Source organism: Rhizorhabdus sp. P4_G6, assembly GCF_056401045.1.
The window spans coordinates 54,664-79,812 of record NZ_JBFUKC010000008.1 but is presented as its reverse complement, the minus strand read 5'-3'; the positions used below and the strand labels follow the sequence as shown (position 1 = coordinate 79,812).

The 25,149-nt window shown below is 65.0% G+C and carries 24 protein-coding genes; 15 read left to right on the top strand and 9 right to left on the bottom strand.

Going from position 1 to position 25,149, the window contains the following annotated elements:
• Window positions 1-8: 8 nt before the first annotated feature.
• The 9 genes from flgF (at window position 9) to AC1DPF_RS10580 (ending at window position 7,957) form a co-directional block, all read left to right on the top strand.
• The gene (flgF, locus tag AC1DPF_RS10620; protein WP_477867526.1) at window positions 9-752 is read left to right on the top strand and encodes a flagellar basal-body rod protein FlgF; all 744 of its coding nucleotides are present in this window, start codon (window positions 9-11) and stop codon (window positions 750-752) included.
• Between the two features lie 20 nt (window positions 753-772).
• Window positions 773-1,561, top strand: a complete 789-nt coding sequence (gene flgG / locus AC1DPF_RS10615; RefSeq protein WP_477867524.1) for a flagellar basal-body rod protein FlgG — start codon at window positions 773-775, stop codon at window positions 1,559-1,561.
• Window positions 1,542-2,243 carry a flagellar basal body L-ring protein FlgH gene (locus AC1DPF_RS10610; protein WP_477867523.1) on the top strand — a complete coding sequence of 234 codons (702 nt, stop codon included), beginning with the start codon at window positions 1,542-1,544 and terminating at the stop codon, window positions 2,241-2,243. Before flgG ends, AC1DPF_RS10610 begins: the two co-directional genes overlap by 20 nt.
• A gap of 26 nt (window positions 2,244-2,269) precedes the next feature.
• A complete protein-coding gene (locus tag AC1DPF_RS10605; protein ID WP_477867521.1) occupies window positions 2,270-3,373 on the top strand; it encodes a flagellar basal body P-ring protein FlgI in 1,104 nt (367 codons plus the stop codon).
• The gene (locus AC1DPF_RS10600; protein WP_477867519.1) at window positions 3,370-3,717 is read left to right on the top strand and encodes a rod-binding protein; all 348 of its coding nucleotides are present in this window, start codon (window positions 3,370-3,372) and stop codon (window positions 3,715-3,717) included. Before AC1DPF_RS10605 ends, AC1DPF_RS10600 begins: the two co-directional genes overlap by 4 nt.
• On the top strand, window positions 3,714-5,069 hold the full coding sequence (flgK, locus tag AC1DPF_RS10595; protein ID WP_477867517.1) for a flagellar hook-associated protein FlgK: 1,356 nt from the start codon (window positions 3,714-3,716) through the stop codon (window positions 5,067-5,069). Before AC1DPF_RS10600 ends, flgK begins: the two co-directional genes overlap by 4 nt.
• 12 nt (window positions 5,070-5,081) lie before the next feature.
• Window positions 5,082-5,939: a flagellin gene (locus AC1DPF_RS10590; RefSeq protein WP_477867515.1), complete on the top strand. Its 858-nt coding sequence runs from the start codon at window positions 5,082-5,084 to the stop codon at window positions 5,937-5,939.
• Window positions 5,940-6,055: 116 nt separating this feature from the next.
• Window positions 6,056-6,919, top strand: a complete 864-nt coding sequence (motA, locus tag AC1DPF_RS10585) for a flagellar motor stator protein MotA (RefSeq protein WP_477867513.1) — start codon at window positions 6,056-6,058, stop codon at window positions 6,917-6,919.
• A 30-nt stretch (window positions 6,920-6,949) separates the two neighbouring features.
• Window positions 6,950-7,957, top strand: a complete 1,008-nt coding sequence (locus AC1DPF_RS10580; RefSeq protein WP_477961175.1) for a flagellar motor protein MotB — start codon at window positions 6,950-6,952, stop codon at window positions 7,955-7,957.
• Window positions 7,958-8,068: 111 nt separating this feature from the next.
• Here the strand turns inward: AC1DPF_RS10580 and AC1DPF_RS10575 are convergent, their stop codons facing one another.
• Window positions 8,069-8,941 (bottom strand): hypothetical protein, encoded by an 873-nt coding sequence (locus AC1DPF_RS10575; protein WP_477867509.1) that lies wholly within the window; start codon window positions 8,939-8,941, stop codon window positions 8,069-8,071.
• A gap of 170 nt (window positions 8,942-9,111) precedes the next feature.
• Between AC1DPF_RS10575 and AC1DPF_RS10570 the strand changes: the two genes are divergently transcribed.
• Entirely contained in the window at window positions 9,112-9,933 is an 822-nt protein-coding gene (locus tag AC1DPF_RS10570) for a class I SAM-dependent methyltransferase (RefSeq protein WP_477961173.1), read from the top strand.
• On the opposite strand, the gene AC1DPF_RS10565 is transcribed toward AC1DPF_RS10570, so the two are convergent.
• From AC1DPF_RS10565 to AC1DPF_RS10550, 4 genes are read right to left on the bottom strand one after another with little or no spacing between them, the layout of a single operon-like run.
• The gene (locus tag AC1DPF_RS10565) at window positions 9,872-10,006 is read right to left on the bottom strand and encodes a hypothetical protein (protein WP_477867505.1); all 135 of its coding nucleotides are present in this window, start codon (window positions 10,004-10,006) and stop codon (window positions 9,872-9,874) included. The two genes, AC1DPF_RS10570 and AC1DPF_RS10565, sit on opposite strands and share 62 nt — an antisense overlap.
• Window positions 10,003-11,253 carry an adenosylmethionine--8-amino-7-oxononanoate transaminase gene (locus AC1DPF_RS10560; RefSeq protein ID WP_477961171.1) on the bottom strand — a complete coding sequence of 417 codons (1,251 nt, stop codon included), beginning with the start codon at window positions 11,251-11,253 and terminating at the stop codon, window positions 10,003-10,005. Before AC1DPF_RS10560 ends, AC1DPF_RS10565 begins: the two co-directional genes overlap by 4 nt.
• Complete coding sequence (gene bioD / locus AC1DPF_RS10555; protein WP_477867501.1) at window positions 11,250-11,879, bottom strand: dethiobiotin synthase; 630 nt, start codon at window positions 11,877-11,879, stop codon at window positions 11,250-11,252. The genes AC1DPF_RS10560 and bioD overlap by 4 nt, the downstream gene beginning before the upstream one ends.
• Window positions 11,876-12,985 (bottom strand): 8-amino-7-oxononanoate synthase, encoded by a 1,110-nt coding sequence (locus tag AC1DPF_RS10550; RefSeq protein ID WP_477961168.1) that lies wholly within the window; start codon window positions 12,983-12,985, stop codon window positions 11,876-11,878. The genes bioD and AC1DPF_RS10550 overlap by 4 nt, the downstream gene beginning before the upstream one ends.
• Window positions 12,986-13,113: 128 nt before the next feature.
• Between AC1DPF_RS10550 and grpE the strand changes: the two genes are divergently transcribed.
• Window positions 13,114-13,650, top strand: coding sequence for a nucleotide exchange factor GrpE (gene grpE / locus AC1DPF_RS10545; RefSeq protein WP_477961166.1), 537 nt, complete (start codon window positions 13,114-13,116; stop codon window positions 13,648-13,650).
• Between the two features lie 33 nt (window positions 13,651-13,683).
• On the opposite strand, the gene AC1DPF_RS10540 is transcribed toward grpE, so the two are convergent.
• Window positions 13,684-14,619, bottom strand: a complete 936-nt coding sequence (locus AC1DPF_RS10540; protein ID WP_477961164.1) for a sulfotransferase family protein — start codon at window positions 14,617-14,619, stop codon at window positions 13,684-13,686.
• Window positions 14,619-15,080, bottom strand: coding sequence for a copper chaperone PCu(A)C (locus AC1DPF_RS10535; protein ID WP_477961162.1), 462 nt, complete (start codon window positions 15,078-15,080; stop codon window positions 14,619-14,621). Before AC1DPF_RS10535 ends, AC1DPF_RS10540 begins: the two co-directional genes overlap by 1 nt.
• Window positions 15,081-15,242: 162 nt before the next feature.
• Between AC1DPF_RS10535 and dnaK the strand changes: the two genes are divergently transcribed.
• Together dnaK and dnaJ are read left to right on the top strand one after the other, a co-directional pair.
• A complete protein-coding gene (gene dnaK, locus AC1DPF_RS10530) occupies window positions 15,243-17,138 on the top strand; it encodes a molecular chaperone DnaK (RefSeq protein WP_477867491.1) in 1,896 nt (631 codons plus the stop codon).
• A 76-nt stretch (window positions 17,139-17,214) separates the two neighbouring features.
• Window positions 17,215-18,342: a molecular chaperone DnaJ gene (gene dnaJ / locus AC1DPF_RS10525; protein WP_477867489.1), complete on the top strand. Its 1,128-nt coding sequence runs from the start codon at window positions 17,215-17,217 to the stop codon at window positions 18,340-18,342.
• 22 nt (window positions 18,343-18,364) lie between these two features.
• Here dnaJ and AC1DPF_RS10520 read toward each other — a convergent pair whose 3' ends face one another.
• Both AC1DPF_RS10520 and AC1DPF_RS10515 read right to left on the bottom strand, forming a co-directional pair.
• Complete coding sequence (locus AC1DPF_RS10520; protein ID WP_477961161.1) at window positions 18,365-21,580, bottom strand: DUF3857 domain-containing protein; 3,216 nt, start codon at window positions 21,578-21,580, stop codon at window positions 18,365-18,367.
• Window positions 21,581-21,760: 180 nt separating this feature from the next.
• Window positions 21,761-22,762 carry a hypothetical protein gene (locus tag AC1DPF_RS10515; protein WP_477961159.1) on the bottom strand — a complete coding sequence of 334 codons (1,002 nt, stop codon included), beginning with the start codon at window positions 22,760-22,762 and terminating at the stop codon, window positions 21,761-21,763.
• A 366-nt stretch (window positions 22,763-23,128) separates the two neighbouring features.
• On the opposite strand from AC1DPF_RS10515, the gene AC1DPF_RS10510 reads away from it, so the two are divergent.
• The gene (locus AC1DPF_RS10510; RefSeq protein ID WP_477961157.1) at window positions 23,129-24,001 is read left to right on the top strand and encodes an alpha/beta fold hydrolase; all 873 of its coding nucleotides are present in this window, start codon (window positions 23,129-23,131) and stop codon (window positions 23,999-24,001) included.
• Between the two features lie 5 nt (window positions 24,002-24,006).
• On the top strand, window positions 24,007-25,140 hold the full coding sequence (locus tag AC1DPF_RS10505; protein WP_477961155.1) for a glycosyltransferase: 1,134 nt from the start codon (window positions 24,007-24,009) through the stop codon (window positions 25,138-25,140).
• Window positions 25,141-25,149: the final 9 nt, after the last annotated feature.

Genomic DNA, 25,149 nt, shown 5'->3' with positions numbered 1-25,149 from the left:
GCCCGGCCATGGACAAGCTCATCTACAGCTCCTTATCCGCGATGCGGGCGGCGATGGCGCGTCAGACGACGACGGCCAACAATCTCGCCAACATCAACACTGCGGGTTTCCGTGGCGAGATGAGCTCGAGCACGGCGCTGTACCTCAAGGGCGATGGCTTCGACGCCCGCGCCACCAACTCGGGCGAGGTGGTGTCGGCGGACATGTCGGAGGGCACGGTCAGCGAGACCGGGCGCTCGCTCGATGTTGCCATCCAGGGCAAGGACTCGTTGCTGGCGGTGCAAAGCCGCGAGGGCGACGAGGCTTATACGCGGCGCGGCGACCTCAAGCTGAGCGACAGCGGCCTGCTCACCACGGGGGACGGGCTTCCCGTCCTCGGTGACGGCGGACCGATCACTCTGCCGCCCTATGACAAGCTGACGATCGCGCCGGACGGGACGATCTCGATCGTGCCGCAGGGCGCCGATCCAAGCCAGATCCAGACCGTCGACCGGCTCAAGCTGGTGGCGACCAATGGCACCGACATCGCCAAGGGCCTTGATGGCCTGTTCCGCCCGCGCAACGGCGGCACGCTGGCGCCCGACCCGCAGGCGAACGTCCGCCAGGGCGCGATCGAGGGATCGAACGTGAATGCCTCGGCCACGCTGATCGACATGATCGAGGCGAGCCGGGACTGGGACATGCAGGTCAAGATGATGAGCAGCGCGCAGGATATCGACAAGGCTTCGGCCGACCTGATGCGCTTCGATTAACCGAAGACGGAGTAGCTTAGATGAGCAACGCAGCATTGCACGTCGCGCGGACGGGCCTCGACGCCCAGAATATGCGGATGCAGGTGATCGCCAACAACTTGGCGAACGTCAACACGACTGGCTTCAAGCGTGATCGGGCCAGCTTCGAGACGCTCGCCTATCAGGCGATGACCGCCCCGGGCGCGGCCTCCTCCGAGTCGACCAAGTTCGCGACCGGGACCAGCCTTGGCACCGGCGTGCAGATCAACGGTACCGCCAAGATCGAGACGCAGGGGTCGCTGCAGACGACCGACAACGCGCTGGACATGGCGGTCGAAGGCGCGGGCTATTTCCAGATCCAGATGCCGGATGGCCGCACCGGCTATACGCGCGACGGCAATTTCACGCTCTCGTCGGAGGGCAACATCGTCAACAGCGACGGCTATCAGCTGCAACCGCAGATCCAGATCCCGCAGGGTGCCGACAAGATCACGGTCGGCAATGACGGCACTGTCAGCGTCAGCATGCCGGGAGCAACCGAGTCGACCGAAGTCGGCAAGATCGAGATCGCGCGCTTCGTCAATCCAGCGGGGCTCCAGTCCGAGGGCAATAACATCCTCACCGAAACGGCGTCCTCGGGGCAGCCGCAGACCGGCGCCGGCGGCACCGACGGCCTTGGCAACATCCGCCAGGGCGCGCTCGAATCCTCGAACGTCAACATCGTCGAGGAGCTGGTCGACATGATCGAGACCCAGCGCGCCTATGAAGTGAACAGCAAGATGATCTCGGCCACCGACCAGATGCTGCAATATGCCAACCAGAACATATAGTCCGGACGCAAGCGCGCTGGTGACGCTCGGCCTTTGCGCCGCGTTGCTGATCGGCCTGGGCGCCGAGCCGGTCGACGCCAAGAAGCCGCGCAAGCGCGACATGGAATATGCGCCGAGCTATTCGCAGGAGCCGCTGCCGCCTGTTGCCAACGGGGCGATCTTCCAGGCGGCCAATGGCTATTCCGCGCTGACCAACGGAGCGCGAGCGGCGATGGTGGGCGATATCGTCACGATCACGCTCGTCGAGCGCACCCAGGCATCGAAGTCGAACAGCGCCTCCACCGACCGCTCGGGCGACATCAGCCTGACGCCGCCGACGACGGGCCCGGCCTCCTTCTTCAATCCGACCGACATCGGCGCGAGCGGCGGCAGCACCTTCGCCGGCAAGGGCGGGGCGGCGCAGTCGAACCAGCTCAGCGGCGAGATCAGCGTGACCATCGCGCGAATTTATCCCAACGGCACGATGCTGGTACGCGGCGAAAAGCTGCTCACCCTCAATCGCGGCGATGAAAATATCTCGATCAGCGGCCTGATCCGCCAGGCGGATATTGGCCCCGATAACCGTGTCGCCTCGACCCGCGTCGCCGATGCCAGGATTACCTATTCGGGCAAGGGCGAGATCGCGCGCGGCTCGCGGCAGGGATGGCTTAACCGTTTCTTTTCCATCTTGAGTCCATTCTGATTAAAGATTTCGAGGATAAGCCGTTCATGTATCGCGCGTTGATCACCTTCCTGGTCTGCTTTTCGGGCTTTGCGCTGTCTGGCGTCGGCCATGCGGAGCGCATCAAGGACATCGGCACCTTCCAGGGACTCCGCGCCAACCAGCTGACCGGCTATGGCATCGTCGTGGGCCTCGCCGGCACCGGCGACGACAGCCTGGATTATTCGACGCTCGGCATGAAGGGCGTCGCGTCGCGCTTCGGCCTGCAGCTTCCAGCCGGGGTCAATCCCGCGCTGAAGAACGCGGCCGCGGTGATGCTGACCGCCGAATTGCCCGCCTTCGCCAAGCCGGGCCAGCGGCTGGATGTCACCATTTCCGCGCTGGGCAAGGCCAAGTCGCTGCGTGGCGGCACCTTGATCATGGCGCCCCTGCAGGGCGCCGACGGACAAATATATGCGATGGCGCAGGGCAATCTCGCGGTAGGCGGTCTCGGCATCGACGCCGCCGACGGGTCGAAGCTCACCATCAACGTGCCGACCGCCGGCCGCATACCCGGCGGGGCGACCGTTGAGCGCAGCGTCGACGCCGGTTTCGCCAATTCGCCGCAGCTTCGCTTCGATCTCTCGGACGGCGATCTCACCACCTCGCAGCGCGTTGCCGCCGCGATCAACGGCAAGATCGGCCAGAATATCGCTCGATCGATCGACGCCACCACAATCACTATCGATGCCGCGCAAGGCGCGGAATATCGCACCGCGCTGATGAGCCGCATCGAAAATGTCGAGGTCGACACCGCCGATGCACCGGCGCGGGTCGTCGTCAACGCGCGCACCGGGACCGTCGTGATCAACGGCGCCGTCCGCATCGCGCCGGTTGCCGTCACCCATGGCAAGATGACCGTACAGGTCGACGAGAAGCCGCAGGTCGTCCAGCCTAATCCCTTCTCGCAGGGCAGAACCGCGGTTCAGCAGAACAGCGCGATCAAGGTCGACCAGGAAGCGCGCCCGATGTTCGAATTCCAGCCCGGGGCCTCGCTCGCCGAGATCGTCAAGGCGGTCAACGCGATCGGCGCTTCGCCGGCCGATCTGGTCGCCATTCTCGAAGCGCTCAAGCAGGCGGGCGCGATGAAGGCGGAGCTGGTAGTGCTATGATCGGCAGCGTTTCCATCAAGACCGGCGCGCTCGCCGATCCCAAGGCCAGCGAGCTCGAGCAGCTGAAGGCCGCCGCGAAGCAGTTCGAGGCGGTATTCACGCGCCAGATGCTCAAGTCGATGCGTGATGCGAAGCTGAGCGACGACGATCTGTTCGGCAGCGATGCGACCGATCAGTTCCGCGAAATGCAGGACTCGAACTTCGCCGACCAGATGGCGGGGAAGGGAGCGATCGGCATCGCCGACCTGCTGGTCAAGCAGTTCCAGGCACGCGTATCGAAGACGCCCGCGGTGTCCGCCGCTGCAGCCGATAGCGCTGCGAAGCCTGACGGGACCGGCAAATGACCGACCTTCTCAATATCGGCCGGTCGGGCGTCGTCGCGTATCGCGCGGCGCTGTCGACGGTMGGCGAGAATGTCTCCAACGCCGAAACCGAAGGCTATACGCGTCGCACGGTCACGCTGAAGGAGTCGGCGGTCTCGACGTCGAACGATTTTCGCTATCGTTCGTCGGCCGTGTTCGGCGGGGTCAATGTGAACAGCGTCCAGCGCGTGTTCGACAATTATCGCAGCGCCTATTCGCGCTTTGCCAATTCCGAGGCGTCCCGGTCCGATGTGAAGGCGACCTGGCTGGACACGGCCGAGGGCGCGCTCGATGATTCGGACGTTGGACTGGGCGTGAAGATGGCCAGCGTGTTCACCTCGGCCGAGGCACTCAGCGCCGATGTGAGCAGTGACACCAATCGCCGCACGATGCTGACCGCGTTGGGTGACGCGACCAACCAGTTCAATAGCACTGCCGGCGCGCTGAAATCCGCCGCCGACGGCGTTGCCACGTCCGCCGAGAACTCTGTCAACAAGCTCAACGCCGATCTCAAACAGCTCGCCCAGATCAATGTCGGCCTGCGGCGGGCCAGTCCCGGCTCGGCCGGTCAGGCGCTGCTGCAGGATCAGCGCGATGCCGTGCTGAAAAGCATCTCGGATGCCGTGGGCGTCGAGGTCCGGCTCGAGAATGACGGGCGCGCCGAGGTCAGGATCCTTGGCGACAGCGTCACGAAGCTCGTCGATTCGGAGAGACCAAACGCTTCCTTCGTCGGCCTGGTGCAGGCCAATGACGGCAGGCTTTCGCTGGTCGCGTCGGGACTGCAGCCGCAGGCCATCATCACGCCGCAGTCGGGCTCGCTGGCCGGCTATGTGGACGTATCCAACACGATCGCGTCGCGCCGTGAGGCGCTCGATGCGACGGCGGCGACCTTTGCGAGCGTCATAAACACATGGAATCAGGCGGGCGTCGACGGCAACGGCACGGCCGGCGCGGCGCTGGTCAGCGGAACGACTGCGGCGGGCCTCGCCGTGGCCACGACCGACGGGGCGAAGATCGCGGCGGCTTCGGTTGCAGGCGTCGCCAACGGCAATGCGCTGGCGCTCAAAGGCTATCGCACTTCGTCCGGTCCGGAAGCGAAATGGGCGCTGCTGGTGTCGACCCATGCCCAGAGCGTCGCGGCCGCGAAAGCCGAGCAATCGGCGACGGCGAGCCAGCGCGACGGAGCATTGCAGGCGCTGGACGAGGTGACCGGTGTCGATCTCGACGTCGAGGCGGCGCAACTGCTGCGCTTCCAGCAAGCCTATAGTGGTTCCGCGCGGATCATCCAGGTCGCGCGCGATACGCTCCAGGAAATCATGAATCTCTTTAGATAAAAGGACTGGCTGGTGATCACCGCAACCCGATATCGCGCGATCGCGGAAATAAACCGGCAGTCCAAGCTCGGCGCGGAGATCGCGCGTGCGCAGTCGGACATCTCGACCGGCAAGCGCATCGACAAGCCTTCGGACGACCCGATTGCCGCCGCGCGAATCACCGAAATCCGCCGCGCGCAGGCGGACCAGACAGTATGGTCGCGCAACATCGAGACCGCCAAGTCGGTGGCCGCGGAAGTCGACACAGCGATGACCAATGTCGCCGATATCTTCAACCGGGTGAAGGAACTGACGCTCGCCGGCGCGACCGAGTCGGCCTCGCCCGCCGACCGGGCGGCGATCACCCAGGAGCTTACCTCGCTCCGGTCGTCCCTTGCGAGTATCCAGACATCGACCACGCCCACCGGTCAGTCGCTGTTCCCGATCGATTCGCCCCTACTGATCTCGACGTCGGCGACGCAGCGTCTCGCCGCCACGGCACAGCGCTCCGACGTGTTCGACGGCATCCCGTTCGTGCATGGCACCGGGACGCTGGACTCGTCGATCGGCGCTGCGATTGACGCAATCTCCACCGACGACGTGGCGACACGCCGTGCGCTGGCCGATGTCAGCCTGAGCGACATCGACATCGCCGTCAGGCACGTCACGGACGAGCGCGCGGCGCAGGGCGTGCGGGCGGCCCAGCTCGATACCGCCACCGATACGATGGAGGCCGTCGTCACCCAGCTCGCCGAAGAGCGCAGTTCGCTCGAAGATACCGATGTCGCCGCGACCGTGATGAGGCTCAATGCCAAGACGTTGAGCCTTCAGGCCGCGCAACAGGCGTTCGCGAAGGTCAATCGCAACACTTTGTTTGATCTTCTGAGTTAAGACAGTCTCACGGCTTCTGGATAAAGCTCCTGCTTATCCTGCCGTTAACGTCGATGGGGAAAGGCGCCGGTTCTGAGCGCTGACCTCAAACGGTATTTGCGTGGGAGTTAGCGTTCATGTTTGCAGGCATTGGCCTCGTCATCCTCCTCGCCATGGTGTTCGGCGGCTTCGCCATTACCGGCGGTGACCTGGAACCAGTTCTTCACGCGATTCCCCATGAGATGCTGATCATTGGCGGAGCGGCGGTCGGCGCGATCGTCGCGGGCAATTCGATGAAGGAGCTGAAGGCCTTCGGCGGCGGCTTCAGCAAGGTGTTCAAGGGACCGAAATATAACAAGAAGGACTATCTCGACGTCATCTTCCTCGTCTCTACGCTGATGAAGAAGCTCCGCACCGAAGGTCCCGTGGCGCTCGAGCCGCATATCGAGGATCCCAAGGCGTCGACGCTGTTCTCCGAATATCCCAAGCTGCTCAAGGACAGCACGCTGATCCACATGATCACCGATACGCTGCGCCTCGTCGTCATCTCCTCCGGCACGCTCGATCCGATGGCCGTGGAGGATGTGATGGATAACGCTCTCAAGACCCATCACCATGACGAGATCAAGCCGGCCGACATGATGCAGGGCCTGGCCGACGCGCTGCCGGCGCTGGGCATCGTCGCGGCAGTGCTGGGCGTGGTGAAGACAATGGGTTCGATCGACAAGCCGCCGGCGATATTGGGCGCCATGATCGGCTCGGCGCTGGTCGGCACCTTTCTCGGCATTCTGCTCGCTTATGGCATCGTCTCGCCCTTCGCGCAGCGCTGCCGCCAGGTCATCGAGGCCGACGCCGCCATCTACGGCGTGGTCAAGCAGATCATCATCGCCTCGCTCCACGGTCACCCGCTGCCGCTGGTGATCGAGGCTGCGCGCTCGGGCATCACCCATTCGAACCAGCCCGCCTTCGCCGACGTCTTCGACGGCATGCGCGGCCGCTAAGTTCCAGGCTTCCGAAGGAACGCTCGACCCATGGCGCAATCGCCTTCCAAGCGCGGCAAGAACGAGCCGGAGCCCCGGCCGATAATCATCAAGAAGATTATCGCGGAGGGGCATGGCGGCCATCATGGCGGCGCCTGGAAGGTGGCCTATGCCGACTTCGTCACCGCGATGATGGCGTTCTTCCTGCTGATGTGGATCCTAGGCGCGACCAACGAGAAGCAGCGCAAGGGCATCGCGGACTATTTCACGCCGACGATGGTGCAGCTCAAGGAAAAGAGCGCGGGCGCCAACGGCATCTTCGGCGGCGAGTCGATCATCGACAAGGATAATTACCCGCACCGCGCGTCCCAGACCGGCTCCAAGTCGATCACCATCCCCAAGGATGCATCGGGCGGCGAGAAGGAGGGCGGAGCCTCGGTCCGCGCCAAGGATCGCGCCGCTTTCCAGAAGCTCAAGCTGATGCTCCAGCAGAAAATGGCGGCCACGCCCAGCCTCGCGGCTATGGCCAAGAATGTCCGTTTCATGGAAACCCGTGAAGGGCTGCGGATAGATCTGGTCGACCAGGCCGATTTCGCGATGTTCAAATCGGGCACCGACCAGCTGCTGCCGGCCGCTGCCGCGCTGATGAAGCAGGTGGCCGAGGTGTCCGATCTCGCCGACAATGCGGTGATCGTGCGCGGCCACACCGATGCCATGCCCTATGCGAAGGGGCGGACCGTCAACAACTGGACGCTGTCCGCGGCGCGCGCGGAGGCCACGCGCCGGGCACTGTCCGACTTCGGCGTGCCGAACAGCCGCTTCGCGCGGATCGAAGGCGTCGCCGACCGCGAGCCCTATGTTCCAGAGAACCCCTATGATCCACGCAACCGCCGCATGTCGATCACGCTGGCGTGGTCGGATGGCGGTGCAGGGGAGGCGCCAGATGCCGCAGGGCCTGCGCGCAAGCCGGTCGACCTGATGGCGTCCGCGGGGCCGAACGATCCGACCGCGATGCCTGACGCCGCGAGGGCGCAGATGACGGTTGCGAAAAAGCCCTGATTTCGCCGTGACGCCGGCGGAGATTGGGGCCTCGATTGCCAAGGGCGGAGTTGATGTCGCGAAGCCTTGATGAAACCCCGACTCCTGTCGGGGACGACGCATGTGGAGGACTCAGCCCTCGAGCGGATTGTCGCTGATCGAGCCGTCGCCGTCGGAGGCGAGCAGCATATAGGCGAGCCGTGCGTTGCCCGGATTGGGCTTGAGCAGGTTCAGGCGATCGGTGGCGCCCATCATGGCCAGCATCTCGCCCGTTCCCGGCGCAGCCTTGCCGTCGCCTTCGAAGACCTCGCGCGCATAAGCGAGGCGCATCCGATCCGATGACAGGGCATCGCTGCCGGTCGTCGGCTGCATGGGCGCGCCATTGTCATCGATCTTCTTCGCCATCAGCGCATAGACCTGGCTCAGCGAACGGGCGCTGCCGCTCTGGTCGTAGAAGATCGTCCGATTGGCGCGCGCCTCGCGCGGAAACAGCGAGGCGGCTGACGCATCCGGCCGCGCGTCGGCCGCCTTCAGGAATTTCGTGGCGCCCTCCAGCCCCAGGAAATGCGCGAAATAGAGATCGGCGGAGCGCGGCTGGCGGCCGAGCGAAGCCTGCAGCCCTTGGGCATTGTCGCTGGCGAACTCGGCTGCCATCAATGCGGAGGCGTCCGGCTGGTTCTTGAGGGCCATCACCTGGTCGCGGACGGAGCCATCGACTTTCCAGCTGCCATCGCTGCGCCGGCTGATCGCGTCGGCAGCCCAGCCGAGGCCATGCTTCGCCCCATACATCTTGACGGCACCGAGCCAGCTTTGGTCGATGAACTGGAACAGGCCGCCCGCCGAGCTCGATTGTGCCTGCGCGTTCGGATTGAGCCCGCTTTCCGACTTGGCCTGATTGAGCAGATAGGAGAAATCGACGCCGACTCTCTGCGCGGCACGGCTGATCGCACCGCGGACGCCGTTGACGTCACGCTCGATGCGGCTGCCGAAGCTTGGCCAGGTCATGCGGCGGATCCTGTTAACACCCCTTAATTATCGCTGATCATGGTTAAGGAACCGTTATGGGCACCGGGGGAGCGGCGGCGCGTTCCGGGCGCGGGCCGGAGCCCGCTGCCGCGATGGCTCCTTTTTGCGGAGCCGATGGTTTCCGATCCGACCTCTGGAGGAGTGAAGCGTTGCGGGATCTCACGCCACTGCTGCCGATCACGAGCGCCCTGGCTGCCACGGCCGCCCGGCGATCCCTGTCGGATTGGCTCCACATCCTCGCTTTTGGCGCGATCGGGTGGCCGTGGCTGCTGAAAAGCCTGTCGGGAGGGACCATGGCACGGCGGACCCAGCTGTGCGCGCGGCTCGACCTGCCAGAGGATGCGCTGCCGCATCTCGGCAGCTGGAAAGCCGACGCCGGCTTTCTTCATCTGATCGTGGATCACATCCAGAATGCGCGGCCGCGGGTCGTGGTGGAGTTCGGCGCCGGTGCGTCCACACTCGTTGCTGCGCGAGCGCTCATGCTGCACGGTGGGGGGCGCATTGTCAGTTTCGACCAGAACCCCGACTTCGCTGCCGAGACGAGGTCCTGGCTCAAGAGCTACGGCGTCGACGCTGATGTTCGCGCGGTCCCACTTGGCCCTTCGCCGGGCGGGTGGCCGGGTTTGTGGTACGATCATGAGCCGGTCGACCGGCCTATAGATCTGCTGCTGATCGACGGACCGCCATGGACCATCCACCCATATGTCCGAGGGGCGGCCGAGGCGTTATTCGATGATATCGCGCCCGGTGGCTGTGTGATGCTGGACGACGCGGCACGGCCAGGAGAACGCGTCGTTGCCCGGCGATGGAGCGTCCGCTGGCCCGACTTCGATTTCCGGCTGCGGCATGCCGGCAGCAAGGGCACGCTGGTTGGGGTCCGATCGCAGAAGGCGTCGAGCGGTCACACCTTCACGCGCCGTCGCCGGGCGGCTGCCGATCCTCGTCGCGACGGCGGCGCGGCAGATTCTTGATCCGCCGGATGCCGGCGAACATCGGCAGCAGCAGGACGAGCAGCAGGATGGCGGCGACGATCTGTTTCTTCATGCGCTCAGCTCATGCGCGGCCAGCAGGATCGCCTCGTAGATCGCGTCGAGGTCTTCATCGTCGATGCAATAGGGCGGCATGACATAGACGGTGTTGCCCATCGGCCGCAGCAGGAGGCCGCGCTGGCGGAAGAATTTGCCGAGAAGCGGCCCCATCGCGGAGAGATAATCGCCATAGGGGTCGACGAACTCCATCGCGACAATAGTGCCGAGTCGGCGCTTGCCGACGATCGCCGGATGATCGAGCCGGTCGAGACGGTGCTGCTGGCGCACGCCCAGTTCGAGCACCTGCTGGCGCACCGGCTCGTCTCGCCAGATCGCGAGATTGGCGTTGGCGGCGGCGCAGGCGATCGGGTTGGCGGTGTAGCTCGACGAGTGGAAGAACATCCGCGCCCGGTCATCCGACAGATGGGCGTCGAATATCTCCTTCGTGGCGAGTGTCACGGCCAGGGGTATGGCGCCGCCGGTCAGTCCTTTCGACAGGCACATGATGTCGGGTGCGATCCCCGCCTGATCACAGGCGAAGAGCGTGCCGGTGCGGCCCCAGCCGGTCATCACTTCGTCCGCGATGAACAACACGCCTTCGCGGGCGCAGACGTCGCGCAGCGCCTTCAGGACATGCGGCGGGTAGATCAGCATGCCGCCTGCGCCCAGGATCAGCGGTTCGACGATCAGAGCCGCGGGTGGGTCCTGCGCGCAGAGGTTTTCGAGCGCGGCGATGGTCGTCTCGCCGTCGCCGCGGGGGAAAGGCAGCTTGGCGACGTCGAACAGCAGCGGCTCATAGGCGCGGTTATAGACGCCGCGCTCGCCTACCGACATCGTGCCGATGGTATCGCCATGATAGCTGTGCGCCATCACCGCGATCTTGTGACGGGGCTCGCCGCGATTGAGCCAGGTGCCGAGCGCCATCTTCAGCGCGACCTCGACGCTGGTCGAGCCGCTGTCGGAGAAGAAGGCATGCCGAAGCGGGGCTGGGGTGATATCGACCAGCCCACGCGCCAGCGTCTCGGCCGGCGCATGCGTCCAGCCCGCGAAGATCAGCTGGTCGAGCTTTCCGGCCTGCTCGCGGATCGCGGCCATGATCCGGGGGTGGCAATGGCCGTGCGTCGTCACCCACCAGGAGGAGATCGCATCGACATAGCGGCGTCCGTCGGCGCCGTAGAGCGCTGCACCCTCGGCGTGATCGATCAGCGGGATGTCTTCGCCCAGGCCATGCTGGGTGAAGGGGTGCCAGACGGGCGAACTCATGGCGTGAAATCCTGGAGATCGAAGGCATCCGCGAACGCCTGGGCAAGGCTGGCGGCATGAAGCGGGTCGAGCCGCGGCAGGCGGCCGAGCCGCCTGATTCCGCCGATGGCGGCAATAGTGCGTTCGCTTTCCTCGTTGGCGTCGCCGACGAAGGCGATGCCAAGGATCGGGATGTCGCGCGCGCGGAGCGCCTCGATCGTCAGCAGGCTGTGGTTGATCGTGCCGAGCGTGGTGCGCGCGACGACCACCGTCTCGAACCGCCAGCGCGCGAAGATATCGGCGAACAGCAGCCCGCCGGTCAGCGGGACCAGCAGCCCGCCCGCGCCCTCGATTACCAGCCGACGGTCGCAGCTTGGCGGTTCGAGGATGGCAGGTTCGATGACGACATTGTCGATCGCCGCGGCAAGATGCGGAGAAGCGGGAGTCACCAGCCGATAGGCCTCGGGGAAAATGCGGCTCGCCGGCATGCCGGACAGGCGGCGGACCGTTTCGCTGTCGGTGCCGCCTTCGAGGCCGGCCTGCACCGGCTTCCAGTAGCAGCCATCGATCGCACGCGTCAGCCCGGCGGCGAAGACCGTCTTGCCCACATCGGTGTCGGTGGCGGTGACGACGATCGCCTGGGTCATGCGGACAACTCGGCAATGGCATCGGCGAGGGCGGCGACCATCGACTCGTCGACATTGAGGGTCAGTGAGACGCGCAGCCGGGCGGTGCCGGCCGGTACGGTGGGCGGACGGATGCCGCGGACATCGAAGCCGCGTTCCTGCAGCGCGGCTGCGACCGTCATCGTTCGCGCATCCTCGCCGAGGATGACCGGGATGATCTGCGATCCTTGGCCGGGCAGGCGGGTCCCGGCAAAGGCGACCAGCCGCGCCAGCCGTTCCCGCCGCTCGGGTTGCGTCCGGATCAACTGCAGGCTCGCCCGTACCGCTGCCGCTGAAAGCGGCGACGGGGCCGTCGAAAAGATGAAGCCGCGCGCCTTGTTGACGAGCGTGTCGGACAGTACGCGCGGCAAGCAGACCAGAGCCCCTTCGCAGCCAAGCGCCTTGCCGCAGGTCCTGAGCGTCACGACATATTCACGGCCGTCGAGCGCATCGGCAAGACCGCGGCCCTTGTCGCCGAACACCCCGGTGGCGTGAGCTTCGTCGATGACCAGGAAGGCCTGCTCGCGTTCGGCCAGTTCGGCTAGCGCATCGAGCGGAGCGATGTCGCCGTCCATGCTGTACAGGCTTTCGACGGCGATCCAGACGCGGCCTTTGTTGCCGTCTGCCCGCCAGGTGCTGATCGCGTCGGCATAGGCGTCGACGTCGTTGTGCGCCGCCGGAACCGCGGTGGCGCGGCCGAGGCGCATCCCCTCATGCGCGCTCGCATGGATCAGCGCATCGTGGACGATCAGGTCTCGTCCCGCCGGCAGGGTCGAGAAGATCGCACTGTTGGCCGCAAAGCCCGTCGAGAAGAACAAGGCCGTCTCGCTCCCGAAGAAGGCCGCCGCTTCGGCTTCAAGCGCTTCGTGCTCGGGATCGTTGCCCCTCAGCAGCCGGGATCCACCCGCGCCGATTGCGACGCCACGGTCGAGCGCCTCGACCACCGCGCGACGCAGGTCGGGCGCGTTGGCGAGGCCGAGATAGTCGTTGGACGCGAAGTCATGCCCCCGCCGCGGGATCAGCGAGCGGCGGCGCGAGCGGTGCGCCAGAAGGCTCAGGGCCTCACGATGAGCGTCGAGGATCGACATGCTGCTCCCCTAGGGAATGCCGAACGGCGATGCAATTTGCACGGTACCTCTGGTCGATTGGCTTCGTTTGACTATATCAGCCCGCGAACGAAGGCGGGCGTGGCCTGCGCAACGAACCGGAAGATGGCATGAGCGAAGAAAATATCGGCGAAAACGACGTTGAAACCTCACTGGCCGAGGAGCAGCCCGACAGCGAAAACCCGCTTGCGCGCCTGGAGAGCGAGCTTGAGAAGCTCCGCAACGAGGTGCTCTACGCGCAGGCGGAAACCCAGAATGTCCGCCGTCGCCTTGAGAAGGAAAAGGCCGATGCATCGGCCTACGCCGCTACCGGCTTCGCCCGCGATGTCCTGTCGGTGGCCGATAATCTCGGCCGTGCGCTGCAGGCGATTCCGGCGGAGTTGCGCGACGACGAGCGCATCAAGCCGATGCTCACCGGCATCGAGATGACCGTCAAGGAACTCGACAACGTCTTCCAGCGCAACGGCATCACCAAGATCGAAGCGGTGGGCGCAAAGCTCGATCCCAACCGACATCAGGCGATGATCGAACTGCCGCACGCGGAAGCGGAGCCGGGCACTGTCATCCAGGAAATGCAGGCCGGCTATATGATCAAGGACCGGCTGCTGCGGCCGGCGCTGGTAGGCGTGGCCAAGACGCCGGAATAGGTCCGTCGAACCTCTCCTGTGGCGTCGATGGATTCAATCCTGGTCGTGGGACAGGAGTTCGGCCTGTCGGCGCTTCAGCCGCGCCTTCGCCTTTCTGCTGCCAAACCTGGCGACATAGCCGCCCTTCAGCCAACTGCCGGTGCCCAGCATCCTGCGCTGGTGGTTCGCTATGGCCAGGCTGTTGGTCAGGCTGAGCCCGGCGCGGCGCAAGATCGACGGCGCCCGCACCGTTCCGCTGAGGAAATAGCCGTTCTGGAGCAACCAGCGTGCGGCGCGGTGCTCAGCCGACGAGAGCTCGCGGACATCCGACTTGCGCCACCGGCCGAGATCCTCGCGCGCCGGCTTGCCGGCTTGTTCGAGCATCGCCGGGAGGAACGGGAGGCCGAGATAGTCGCACAGGCGCCGCAGTTCATATTCGGGCTCGCCGGCGAGGGCTTCATATTTGACGGTGAACTGCCGTTCCGGCGGCAGCTTGTGTGACATGCGATCCCAAAGGATCTCGGCTTCCACCCAGTCCTCGATTCCATGCCACAGATTGCCGGCCCTGTGCTCGACCACATTGGCATAGGCGACATCGCGGCCGTCCCGGACCAGGTGGATGAAGCGCGCGTCGGGCCATAGCCACAGCATCCGGTCGAAATGAGAATGAAGGGTGACGCCAACGACCGCGGCTCCCGGCTTCGTCGCCGCGACCTGGTCGAGCAGCGAATGCGCGATGCCGACGAACGATGTGGCGGGCGGTATGCTCAGGCCCAGCCGCTTATAGGCCATGTTATACTCGAGCATTCGCAGGAAGGAATCACGTTTTAGGAAGCGCCCGTCCGGGCTGATCGCGTCGCCGAGGAAGTCGAAAGCGGGGGCGAAGGCGATATCGGGATGATGCGCCAGCATGTGCCGCAGCGTCGCAGCGCCCGACTGTGGCGCGGCAACCAGGAAGACCGGCGAGAAGCGCTGCGGCGACCCGGCCATCAATGCTGCATGCCGGCCATGTCGCCACTCTCGCCGCCGGCCGGGACCGTCTTGGCCTCGACCTCGATCCTGGCGCCGCTCTTAAAGGTGAACAGCATCGGGATCGCCGTGCCGGGCGTTATCCGGGGGTCCACCCCGAAGAGCATCGCATGACTGCCGCTCGGCGCGAATTCGACGGTCGCACCCGCGGGCAAAGGCACGTCCGTCATTGGCCGCATCGTCGTCATGCCCCCGTTCATGCCACTCTCATGCAACTCTATCCTGTCGACGACGGCGCTGTCGATCCTCAGCAGCCGATCGTCTGCGCGCGCGCCCAAAAGCGTGAAATAGCCGGCGGCAGGCCGGCCCTGCACCGCTGCCAGGCGAATCCAGGCGTCTTTCACCACCGGCTTTTCGCCACCTTTCGGATGGCAGGCGGCAAGGGCAGCGAGAGTGATGATAGTGGCAAGGAAGCGACGCATCGATGACTCCGTGACGAACTGCAGGGCAATTAGGGCCAGTTGCGTCTTGCAGCAATCGAATCCCCACCTATATCGCCCCCGTTCAACGCGATCGGCCACATGCTCGCCTCGTCATCTGGGGGCATGGACGGGATCGCCTCTTGGGGGTTTGAAAGGACTGGAATGGCTAAGGTAATCGGTATCGATCTGGGCACCACCAACAGCTGCGTCGCAGTGATGGAAGGCGGCAAGCCCAAGGTGATCGAAAATGCGGAAGGCGCGCGCACGACGCCTTCGATCGTCGCGTTCGCCAAGGACGGCGAGCGGCTCATCGGCCAGCCGGCTAAGCGCCAGGCGGTCACAAATCCCGACAACACGATCTTTGCCGTGAAGCGCCTGATCGGCCGCCGCTTCGACGACCCGATCACGAAGAAGGACACGGAGCTGGTGCCCTATCATATCGTCAAGGGGCCGAATGGCGACGCGTGGGTGAAGGCGGGTGGCGAAGATTATTCGCCGTCGCAGATTTCGGCGTTCACGCTGCAGAAGATGAAGGAAACCGCTGAGAGCTATCTCGGCGAGACGGTGACGCAGGCGGTCATCACGGTTCCAGCCTATTTCAACGACGCCCAGCGCCAGGCGACCAAGGATGCCGGCAAGATCGCGGGCCTCGAAGTGCTGCGCATCATCAACGAGCCGACGGCGGCTGCGCTGTCCTATGGTCTCGAGAAGAATGACGGCAAGACGATCGCGGTCTACGATCTCGGCGGCGGCACCTTTGACATCTCGATCCTCGAGATCGGCGACGGCGTGTTCGAGGTCAAGTCGACCAACGGCGACACCTTCCTCGGTGGTGAGGATTTCGACGCCAAGCTCGTCGAGTTCCTGGCGGCGGACTTCCAGAAGGCCGAGGGCATCGACCTGACCAAGGATCGGCTCGCCCTGCAGCGGCTCAAGGAAGCTGCCGAGAAGGCGAAGATCGAGCTGTCCTCGGCGCAGACGACAGAGGTCAATCTGCCGTTCATCACGGCCGATGCGACCGGTCCGAAGCACCTGGTGAAGTCGATCACGCGCTCCGATCTGGAGCGGCTGGTCGAGCCGCTGATCCAGCGCTCGATCGATCCGGTGAAGAAGGCGCTCGCCGATGCCGGCATGAAGGCCGGCGACATCGACGAGGTTGTCCTCGTCGGCGGCATGACCCGCATGCCGCGGGTTCGCGAAATCGTGAAGAGCTTCTTCGGCAAGGAGCCGCACACTGGCGTCAACCCCGATGAGGTTGTCGCGATGGGTGCCGCGATCCAGGCCGGCGTGCTGCAGGGCGACGTCAAGGACGTGCTGCTGCTCGACGTGACCCCGCTGTCGCTGGGCATCGAGACGCTGGGTGGCGTGTTCACCCGGATGATCGATCGCAACACGACGATCCCGACCAAGAAGTCGCAGACCTATTCGACGGCCGACGATAACCAGAACGCCGTCACGATCCGTGTCTTCCAGGGCGAGCGTGAAATGGCCGCCGACAACAAGATGCTCGGCCAGTTCGACCTGATCGGAATTCCGCCGGCGCCGCGCGGCGTGCCGCAGATCGAGGTTACCTTCGACATCGACGCCAACGGTATCGTCAACGTCCATGCCAAGGACAAGGGCACCGGCAAGGAGCAGCAGATCAAGATCCAGGCGTCGGGCGGTCTGACCGATGCCGATATCGATCAGATGGTCCGCGACGCCGAGCAGTTCGCCGAGGAGGACAAGAAGCGTCGCGAGGCGGCCGAGGCGAAGAACAACGCCGAGAGCCTGATCCATTCCACGGAGCGCCAGCTGCAGGAGCATGGCGACAAGGTCGATGCGAGCCTCAAGTCCGAGATCGAGGCCGCGATCGCCGAAGCCAAGACGGCGGTCGAAGCCGGCGAGCCGGGTGCCATGACCGAGAAGGCCCAGGCACTAGCGCAGGTCGCGATGAAGCTTGGTCAGGCGATCTACGAGCGCGAGCAGGCCGCTGCCGCCTCGCCTTCGCCCGATGAGGCGCCGAAGGATGACGATGTCGTTGATGCCGAATTCTCGGAAGTCGACGACAAGAAGTAAGGCAGGTAGGGCGTGATGCACCACCCGGCCCCGTTGCTGCGCGCGACGGGGCCGGTTAGCATCGTGCGGGGGCGTGATGGCTACTGACATCGACTATTATGAGCTGCTGGAGTGCGAGCGCACTGCCGACGACAAGGTGCTCAAGTCGGCCTACCGCCGGCTGGCCATGCAATATCATCCCGATCGCAATCCGGGCTCGGCCGAGGCCGAGGCCAAGTTCAAGGCGATCAGCGAAGCCTATGACTGCCTGAAGGATCCGCAGAAGCGCGCCGCCTATGACCGGTTCGGCAAGGCGGCATTCGAGAATGGAGGCGGTCAGCGCGGCGGAGGCTTCGAAGGCTTTTCCGACATCTTCGACAACATCTTCGGTGAGTTCATGGGTGGCGGACGCGGCGGCGGGGGCCGCTCGAGCGTCCGGCGTGGCGCCGATCTGCGCTACGATCTCGAGATTACGCTCGAAGACGCCTATGCCGGCAAGCAGGCCTCTGTCACGGTCGATGTCGCGGCACAATGCGAGAAGTGCGACGGTTCTGGCGCCAAGCCAGGGACCGGCGCGCAGACCTGCAAGACCTGCGGCGGGCATGGCAAGGTGCGCGCGCAACAGGGCTTCTTCGTGGTCGAGCGGGCCTGTCCGGCGTGCCACGGCGCTGGCGAAGTCATTTCCGATCCCTGCGATGCGTGCCGCGGCGAGGGGCGGGTCGAGAAGACCAAGACGCTCGACGTGCGGATTCCGCCGGGTGTAGACGAGGGAACCCGCATTCGCCTCACCGGCGAAGGCGAGGCTGGCGCGCGGGGCGGCCCGCCAGGCGATCTCTACATCTTCCTGCACCTGGCCGATCATGCCCTGTTCGAACGCGACGGCACCACGCTGTTCGCGCGTGCGCCGATCAGCTTCACCACGGCGGCGCTGGGCGGCATGATCGAGGTGCCCGGCCTCGACAGGGTACGCCACGAAATCCGCATCCCTGCCGGCATTCAGTCGGGCAAGCAGATCCGCCAGCGCGGCGCCGGCATGCCGGTGCTCAATGGCCGTGGTCATGGCGACCTCGTCATCCAGATCGATGTCGAGACCCCGACCCGTTTAACCGCGCGGCAGAAGGAATTGCTCGAGGAGTTCCGTGCGACCGAGACAGGCGAGGAGAGCCCGCAGTCGAGCGGGTTTTTCGCGCGCCTGAAAGGCATGTGGGAAGACCTGACCGAGTAGCGCGTCAACTGCGCCTCGTCGCCTACAACGTCATTCCATAGTCGCGGAATTCGTTCGCAACGTCGGGATCGGCGCGGGACGCGGCAGTCTGGTCGGCCTCGGCTTTCGCCTTGTCGCCCTTTCGCGCCCAGGCGATCGCCCGCCCGAATAGCGATTGGGCGAGATAGGGCGACTTCGCGATCACGCGATCATAGGCTTCGATCGCCTCGTCGATCCTGCCTAGCTTGAGGAGTACGAAGGCGCGGCTATCCATGATCGCGCTGCTGTCGGGCCGTTTTGCGATGGCTTCATCGCATTCGGCAAGCGCAGTCTGGAGCTGAACGCCAAGTGTCGCCTTTATCCAGCAGAGAGCGTTGAGCGCCGTTGCGTCCGGCTGCACGGCCCGTGCGGCAGCATAGTCCTTGCTGGCTTCAGTTCTACGGCCCGCCAGTTCATAGGATGCACCGCGTTGGACCAGCAGGTAGACGTCCCGCGGCTGCAAAGCGAGCGCGGACGATAAGGTGGCGATTGCGTCGGAGAGGTGCCCACTGCGGCGCTGCAGGGCGGCCTTTTCGCTTAGCGACGTGACGTCCTTGGGGTCGATGCGCAACGCGGCGTTCAGATCGGCAAGCCGGCCCGCCACATCATCCCACTGCCGGGTCTGGCTGCGGTTATAGTAGATATAGGCTTCGGGTTTGATGGCTAGCGCTCGTTCGAACTCGCTGGCCGCCTCCGTGGCTGAGCCGAGTGCATGATAGATGCGCGCGGCAGCGACATGCGCATATCCCTTGTTAGGATTGGCCTCCACCAGCGCAAGCGCCTCGGCCTTGCCATTGCCGATTTGTCCCATGTTCCTGAAGATCGTCGCGCGCAGCAAGTACATGTCAATCCAGTCCGGCGCTGCCTTCAGCGCCATGGCACTGTCGCGCAGCGCAGCCTCATCTCGTTTCAGCGCGCGATAGCTCTGAGCCCTGTGGCCGAGAGTGAAGATGTCTCCAGGCTCGCGAGCGAGTGCGAGTGAGAAGGCGGCTATCGCATCATCATACTGCCCCTGATTCTGGGCGGCCAGACCGCGACCGCGCTGGACGACCATATTGTCTGGCTGGATCGCCGTAGCCGCGTCGAAATCCTTGGCAGCCGCTGCATAGTTGCCGCGCCACACCTGGGCCAAGCCTCTGCCGGCCAGCGCTTGCGCATCCTTGGGATCGGCGACTACAGCCTTGTCATATTCGGCAAAGGCGCCGTCCAAATCACCCTTGTCCAGCAGGATCGATCCACGCGCCACGAATTCGGCTGCTGTCTTGGCGGGCTTGGCGAGTTGCTCGGCGATCTCCTCCTTGGTCTGGCGAAATTGCGGCCCGATGCGAAGTGCCACGTGCTGCTTGGCGAGCGCGCGCAGGGCAATTTGCGCTGCCGGTGCCTCATTTGCCGGAAACTCCGGCATGACGCTCCGCTCGCTCGTTTCGATCGTCAGAGTGGTACCGGTCGTCGTGGCGTGCCGCTTGTACTCCACCCCGGCGATCGTCTGGGCAACTTCTGCGTCGTCCGCCTTGATGCCTGGCGGCAGCAAATAGGTTTCTGTAGTCCGGCTGAAAGCGGGATACCCGACCGTGAAGGGTGCGGTACGATCCTGCTTTACATCCCGATCGAAGTCCGCCTTGAAGCCTATGTCGCTGTCGATGGTCCAGTAGGTGCCGCCCCGCCATTCCATGCGAGCTTCGCCGTCCATGACGAGTCGCTGCTCGCGCCGTTCAGGATCGTAGCTTGCGGTGACCGACTTGATGTCGATGAAGTCGTAGCGGCTTTTCCAATAGTCCCGCAGCCACCGGTCGCGCGCATCGGCTGTCAGATTGGCGATTCCGATGCTCATCGCATAGGCTTCGTCGTCGTACAGGACGCGCTCCGCGTGCGCGGGCGCTGGTCTGCTGATGCCACTCCGCGCATCGATGCGCAGGCTCGTCGATATCGTCGGCGCCTCGGCCGGTGGCGGCAGCATCCGTACAAGCGTTGCGCCGCGGACCAGCGGCAGTCCCCACCCGAAATCGGGCGTCTTCAGTTGGTCGAGCCGCGTGTCGCCGGTGCGGGTGCCATCGAGCCAATAGGTCTTCCCGCCAATCGTGGCACGAACGATGACATGGTTGAAGAGATTGATCATCGGCAGTCGCTCGTCGAGGCCGTCGCCAGCGAAGGCGTTGACGATGACCGGCTCGGCCTGGATGTCGAGCTCCCTGAGGATTGCAAGCAGCAGTGCGGTCTTGGCCTTGCAGTCGCCGAACCGCCGAGTCCAGGTGGTAGTAGCATCGGCTGGCACGAAGTTGCCGCTGCCCATCAGCAGCGCCACATATCGCACGCGGCTTTCGACCAGCATGAGTGTTGCTTCGGCGCGCAGTTTAGCATCGGCGGATGCCGCGCGGATACGGGATATCTCGTCCTGCAATGGGCCGGCCGCCGGCAGCTTCGCCGCCTTTTCGTACAGGGGCGCGAACAAAGCCGCGAGTTCCGACCAATCGCGGAAGTCGCTCAGCTCGACGAGCCCCCGTGTCGAGAAACGGGATGGTGCCCCCTTCGCGGGAACGAACGGCTCCGGTCGATCGACCGACGCCTCGAGCTTGACGAGGTCTCCCTCGCGTTTCGGCTTCATGGCAGGCAAGCCGGGCGTCTGCCGGAACCGCACGGGAACCGATGCCGGCCAGACGGCGCTGAAGTGCAGTCGGCTGACCGGAACATTGGCCAAGCCGGCACCGATCTGTTCGACATGCCGTCCAAAGCTGGGGTCGCTGGAGGTCAGGGTGACCGCAAAGTCGAGGATATCGCCGACCTGAAGCCCCTCGGGCTGGATATTCGCCGTCAACACGCCATCGAGCATGGCGCTCTCCAGATTATTTTCGCGGCGCAGGACCGTGAAGCTCTGGCCGGAAGCGAGCACGTCGATACGCTGGCCGCCGCGCCAGATCGCAACGTGGTGTACCGTGAGCGCATCTATGTCTGGACGCCAGGGGAGCGTGATGTTGCCGGCGGCGAGCCCTTCTGACGTCTGGATTTTGAAAGCGACTTCCGTGTAGCTGCTCAGTCGGCCCGGCTCGAGCTTATATTGTTGATCGCGAAGCAGAAACTGCAAGCTGCCTTCGGCCTTGGCATCGGGTTCCGGGATGATTGCCGCTTTCACCCAGGACGGTGCGGGACCCGTCTCCACCTTGTCGCTGGCCCAGACGGGTGCAACGGAGAACAGCGTCACCAGCCAAGCCGTCACTATCCGCATGAAGATCCCCCTGTCGCCAGCCTAGCCATCTGCTCGACCGGATCAACAGACGATCATTCCACTTTGGCAGGATCACGCTGCGGTTGAACAGAAGGGCGCCGCCCCGCAGCTCGATCCCCGCCATCCGGAAATCGAGCTGCGAAGACGGCGCCCACCCGCTGCTAGCCTGTGATGTCAGCCTCAGCTCTGATAGGCGGGCCGAAAGGCGGGCCGTGGCCGGGCTGGTGCGCGCACCGTAAGATGATCGGCCCCTTGGGCAACTCGCGCCATCTCCCTGATCGGAGCCGGTGATGCGCCCGGCATGGTAGCCGTGGCGGTAAGGCCTTGACGCTCGCGCTGGTCGAAGAAGTTGGCCCGCTTGAGGCGGCGTTTCAGCGAGTGCGAGGGATTGTTCGCCGTCGGGCCTTGATAGGCAGCGCGCGTATGGCGGCCGAACCGAGACAGATCAAACCCGGCGGGAACAGCCGTAACCGGCGCATCGGCGATGAAGCTGTCCGTCTCGCTGTGGCGTGCCATGACCGGCGTTGCCGAAGCGGCTGCTGGCACCGCATAGCCCTGCTCGCGCGCAGCCATCTCCGTGCGGGCAGCGAGCGCCGGTTGTTCCGCATCGACATCGCGGCGGCGACGGCCGAGCGCGAGCGCGCCGCCGGCAAGGGCGAGGATGGCCAGTCCCGCGCCGGCAATCGGGAGGATTTCGCCGCTGCTATCGGTCTGCGTTACCGACTTCTGCGCGTCGACCGGAACCTGGGTGGCGACAGCTGGAGCAGGGGCGGGCGGCTCGCCGGCTGAGCTGCTTGCTACGACAGGAGCGGGCGTCGGCGCGGGGGTGGCCTCCACGCGCGGTGCCGGCGCAGGCTTGACCGCAGCGGCCACAGCCTGGGCCGAGACCTTATGGGTCCGCGCGACCGGGGCGGGAGCGGGTTCCTCGTCGAATACCAGCGGTGCCGGCGCCGTTGTACCCGTAGCCGCCGCTGACGGCGCGGCCGACGGCGTCGCGGGCGCCACACTCTGCGAGGTCGCCGTCGATGGGGGCGTGACTACCGGCGGCGGCGCCACGACCATCGGCGCGGCCGCTTCCGGCGCTTCGTCGGCGTTCTGAGCGAACCCTGGGGTTGAGGACAAAGCCAAGACGGCGGCGATCGCGGTCAGGCCGGGGCGGAGCGGGTTGGGCTGATGTCTCATGCCGGAATGAACACGGTCGGCGGAGAAAGGTTCTCCCATTCCGACGAATCGCTGCAGTCTTGCGACGAGTCGAGAAATATCCATGGCCAGACATCTCAGTATATACGTGAACATGTGTTCTCGTGTGACCGTTAATGTGGCGTTCATCGCATTGGTTGACCGAGGATATCGGAAGATATGGCGTATCTGTTGTATATATCTCTTGGAAAGTAACGGTTTTATTTGAAACATTGGCTAGTATTGTGTGGCCTTCTTAGTCGGCGTTCCCGTGAAAAGAGCCAGCCATCGCCACGGCGTTGTGGAGCCGGCGCTTGCGGGGTGATGATCATCCGGCGATACGGGGTGGGGATCCCTGAGGTAGAGCGCATGGCGGAATGGGAAGACGGTTATTGGTGGTCGAAGGATGGCCTGCGCCTCCACTACAGGGATTATTCCGCATCTCCGCGATCACGGCAGTTGCCGATCCTCTGCATTCCCGGCCTGACCCGCAACGCCCGGGATTTCGAGAAGGTCGCGGATCGCCTGGCGGGCAAGCGCCGGATCATCGTCGTCGAGCTGAGGGGGCGCGGCGAGAGCGCGCCTGCCAAGGATCCGATGAGCTATGTCCCCGCCACCTATCTTGAGGACCTGTCCGCGCTGATCGGGCAGCGCGGGCTCGATCGCTTCATCCTGTTCGGAACGTCGCTGGGCGGGATCATGTCGATGCTGATCACCGCGACCCATCCGGGCAAGGTGGCCGGCGTGCTGCTCAACGACATCGGTCCCGAGATCAATCCAGCCGGGCTCGCTCGAATTCGCGCTTATGTCGGCAAGTCCGGCAGCTATCCCACCTGGCTTCACGCGGCGCGCGCCTTGAGCGAGGCGCATGGCATCGCCTATCCGGATTATACGCTGGAACAGTGGCTCGACATGGCCAAGCGTCTTTGCCACCTGACCGCCGCCGGGCGGATCGTGATGGATTATGATGGCGGCATCGCCGAACCGTTTCGTGTGCCGGGCAACGAGGCGGGCGGCGATCTTTGGCCGTTGCTGGATGCCATGAAGCCGATTCCCAGCCTGCTCGTCCGCGGCGGCATTTCGGATATGCTATCTGCGGAAACCGCAGATAGCATGGTGCAGACGCTGCCGCTCATGGAGCGTGTCGATCTTCCGCGCATCGGGCATGCGCCCACCCTGTTCGAGCCGGCCAGCGAAGCGGCGATCGACCGGCTGCTCGCCCGCATCGCCAAGGCCGGCTGACCGGGATGTCCCGCGTAGCCAGGATTCTCCACTGCCATTCGACCTTCATGCTCGGTGGCAAGGAGGCGCGCGCGGTGCGGCTGATGAACGGCTTCGGAGCGGAGGCGGAGCATGTGGTGCTGAGCGCGGTGCCCGATGCGCTGGGCGCGCGTGAAGCGATCGATCCTGGAATCAAGGTTTCGTTCCCCGGAACGGAGGCGCCGCCGCTGCATGGCAAGCCTGGTCTTGCCCGCTATGCCTGCCTTGCCGACTATATGGGTGGGTTCGATCTCGTGCTGAGCTATAATTGGGGCGGCATGGACGTCGTCGGCGCGCGCCGACTGTTCGGCGCCGTGCGCCGTTTGCCGCCGTTGATCCATCATGAGGATGGCTTCAACGAGGATGAGGCGGACCGGCAGAAGCCGGCGCGGGTCTGGTTCCGCCGGTTGACGCTGCCGGCAGCCGAACGGCTGGTGGTGCCGTCGCAACGGCTCGAGGCGATCGCGCGGGACGTCTGGAAGCAACCCTCGAGTCGGGTCCAGCGCATTCCCAACGGCATCCGGCTTCCCGGGCTGGCCGAGATGGCGCAGCCTCTGCCGATTCCCGGCGTCGAACCGGGCGGCGGATTGATCGTCGGCACCGTCACCGGTTTGCGGCCGGTCAAGAATCTCTCTCGCCTGGTCAGGGTGTTCGCTGAAGGCGCGCCTGTCGACGCCCGGCTGGTGATCCTCGGGGAAGGACCCGACCGCAGCACGATCATCGCCGAGGCCGAGCGGCTGGGTGTGGCGGGGCGGGTCATTCTGCCCGGCTTCGTGCGCGATCCGGTGCGCATGATGGCGGCCTTCGATATCTTCGCGCTGTCGTCGGACAGCGAGCAGTTCCCCATCTCGCTGGTGGAGGCGATGGCCTGTGGACTGCCCGGCGTGATGACCGACGTGGGTGACATCGCCGCGATGGTCGCGCCCGAGAATCGTCCCTTCATCCTGCCGGCATGCGAGGAGGCCGGAATGGCGGCTGCGCTGCGAAGGCTGGCGTCGGACCCTGCGCTGCGCCGCTCGATCGGAGCCGCGAATCGTGCTGTCGCGCTCCGGGATTTTTCGGAAGACGCGATGCTGTCGAGCTATTATGATCTATACTGGGCAGCGATGGCGGTCGCGTGAGACGGTAAC